Genomic DNA, 2,809 nt, shown 5'->3' with positions numbered 1-2,809 from the left:
ACCCCGCCCCCACCACCGGCGGCACCCGCGGCACCCGCGAGGGAGGCGAACCCCGATGACCACCGCTCCGGCCACCCCACGCGACACCCGCGACCAGGCACCCGGTTACGCCGACCACAAGGCCGACCACCTGGCCCGCCTGAACAAGATCGAGGGCCAGATACGCGGCATTTCCCGCATGGTCGCCGACGACCGCTACTGCATCGACGTCCTCACCCAGATCACCGCCGCCGGCCGCGCCCTGCAGGAAGTCGCCCTCGGGCTCGTCGACGACCACGTCCGCAGCTGCGTCACCAACGCCGCCCGCACCGACCCCGAGCAGGCCGAGGACAAGTTCGCAGAACTCAACGACACCCTGCGCCGCGCACTGCGTCTGTAGCCACCACCCAGTGCCCCCCGCATCCCAGTCGTCCCCCTTACCCCTGCCGGGTATATTGACGGCGACCAGCCGTGTCACATTGCGAACGGACGGAAGCCATGACGACAGCCGACCACCGGCCAGGCGGTGCTCGCGGCGCCGCGCTCCGGTGGACACGCGCTGCCGTCATCGCGCTGGTGGCGGCGCTCGCGGTTCTCGTCCACCACGAAACGGCCGCCGCGCTCACGCACGTGCCGCCGGCCCGGGCCATGGAGGGCACGCACCACACGACCACGCTCGCGATGTCCGTCCACACGAGCGGACACGCCATGCCGCCCGGCGTCACAACCTCAACTGCGGCTCATGACGATGACGGGGCGTGCTCAGGCACAGCGATGCAGCACTGCGCCGCCGCCGACACCGGCAGCATGAAGCTCCCGCCCGACCACGAGCCCTCGATCGACTGCGCCCCGGCCCCGGGTTCCGGTGCAGCCGCTGGCCGTGACGTCCCGGGAACCACAGGCCGGGCCCCACCCGATCTTTCCGTTCTCTCTCGATTGCTGCTGTAGGCCGCGCCCGCGGCTGCACGCGCTCACGCGCGCGCTCAGCCGCGCCTGCACGCGACCGGACAACAGCGATATCGAGAAGAAGGACACCCTCTGTGAACAGCATGAACCGCCGCTCCGTCCTGCTGGCCGGGCTCGGCGTCGCGGGCGCGGGCGCGCTCGCCGCCTGCAGCGGCTCCGGCAGCACGCCCGCCCTGGTCAGCCCCTCCGGGCCGGCCGTCGCAGCCGCCGATGCGAAGCGCGCCAGAAGTGGCAAGACCCACCCACTGACCCTGACCGCCGCTCAGGCCACGGTCGAACTGGGCGCCGGGATCACGGCCAGGACCTGGGCCTTCAGCGGCCGGCTGCCGGGCAAGGAACTGCGAGTGGCGGCCGGTGACACACTGGACGTCACGCTGTCCAACCAGCTGCCCAAGCAGACCACCACCTCCATCCACTGGCACGGCATCGCCCTGCGCAACGACATGGACGGCGTACCGCCGGCCACCCAGACAGCCGTCCGGGCAGGACGCAATTTCCCCTACCGGTTCACCGCCGACACCCCCGGGACCTACTTCTTCCACCCGCACGTCGGTGTGCAGCTCGACCGGGCCCTGTACGCGCCGTTGATCGTGGAGGACCCGAGGGAGCCGTTGTCGTACGACGAGGAGTGGGTGATCGTCCTCGACGACTGGCTCGACGGCGTCATCGGCAGCCCGGACGACGCCTTCGCCGAGTTGAAGCAGGGCATGGGCCGGATGCACATGGGCGAGGAATCCGGCAGCTCCTCCGGCCACGAGGGCCACGACATGGGAGACATGGCAGGGATGGACATGGGCAGCGGCACGGGGGCGACGAGCACCTCACCGTCCCCGTCCTCCGGCTCAGGCATGTCGTCGAAGTTCATGCTGATGGGCGCCCGGAGCCGACTGCTCGGAGGCGACGCAGGCGACGTGAAGTATCCCCACCACCTGATCAATGGCCGTGTCCCGGCCGACCCGGAGGTCTTCCGAACCAAGCCAGGCAAGCGCGTCCGGCTGCGTCTGATCAATGCCGGCGGCGACACCGCGTACCGCGTCGCCCTCGGCGGCCACAAGCTCACCCTCACCCACACCGACGGCTTCCCGATCCGGCACCAGCAGGTCGACGCCGTCCTCATCGGCATGGGCGAGCGCTACGACGCCCTCGTCACCCTGGGCGATGGCGTGTTCCCCCTCGTCGCACTGGCAGAGGGCAAGAACGCTACCGGTATGGCGCTGGTCCGCACAGGATCGGGCCGTGTGCCGAAGCCGACGACACGCCCGCAGGAGCTGAACGGAACGATCACGACCGCGTCGCGCCTGCGCGCCGCGGACGACGTGCGTCTGGCGCCGAAGACGGCGGATCAGGTCCACCGCATCGAGCTGACCGGCGGCATGATGACGTACGACTGGGCCATCAACGGCAAGCGGTTCGACATGAACGACCCGACCGCGCATCCGATCACCGTTGAGCAGGGCCAGCGGGTCCGGCTCGACTTCGTCAACACCACCACCATGTGGCACCCGATGCACCTGCACGGCCACACCTACCAGCTCGGCAGCGCCGGACCGCGCAAGGACACCACGATTGTGCTGCCGATGAAGACAGTGTCGGTGTTCTTCGACGCCGACAACCCGGGGCAGTGGATGTTGCACTGCCACAACGCCTACCACGGCGAGGCGGGGATGATGGCGCTGGTTGCCTACGAAGCCTGATCGACCCGCACGCGGCTGGTGCCGGGGCAAGCCCTTCCGAGCCGACTCCCCGTAGGAGGGCCGGTTCCGGCAGCGCCCCCGTTCGCGTCGGGAGAGCCATGGACGGCGCACGCCCGTACGGGTTCACGGCGGGGCTGCCCGATGCCGTAGGTGTCGGCATCGGGCAGCCC

The 2,809-nt window shown here is 70.2% G+C and carries 2 protein-coding genes; both read left to right on the top strand.

The window, feature by feature from the left end; all coding sequences use genetic code 11:
* Positions 1-55: 55 nt before the first annotated feature.
* Positions 56-379: a metal-sensitive transcriptional regulator gene (locus GUY61_RS37120; protein WP_166634694.1), complete on the top strand. Its 324-nt coding sequence runs from the start codon at positions 56-58 to the stop codon at positions 377-379.
* Between the two features lie 640 nt (positions 380-1,019).
* The gene (locus tag GUY61_RS37115; protein WP_166634693.1) at positions 1,020-2,639 is read left to right on the top strand and encodes a multicopper oxidase family protein; all 1,620 of its coding nucleotides are present in this window, start codon (positions 1,020-1,022) and stop codon (positions 2,637-2,639) included.
* The last annotated feature ends 170 nt before the right edge of the window (positions 2,640-2,809 follow it).

The sequence above is a fragment of the Streptomyces sp. GC420 genome (assembly GCF_009916105.1).
Taxonomy (GTDB): Bacteria; Actinomycetota; Actinomycetes; order Streptomycetales; family Streptomycetaceae; genus Streptomyces.
The sequence above is the reverse complement of the archived record's forward strand: the minus strand, read 5'-3'. Positions and strand labels throughout refer to the sequence as shown.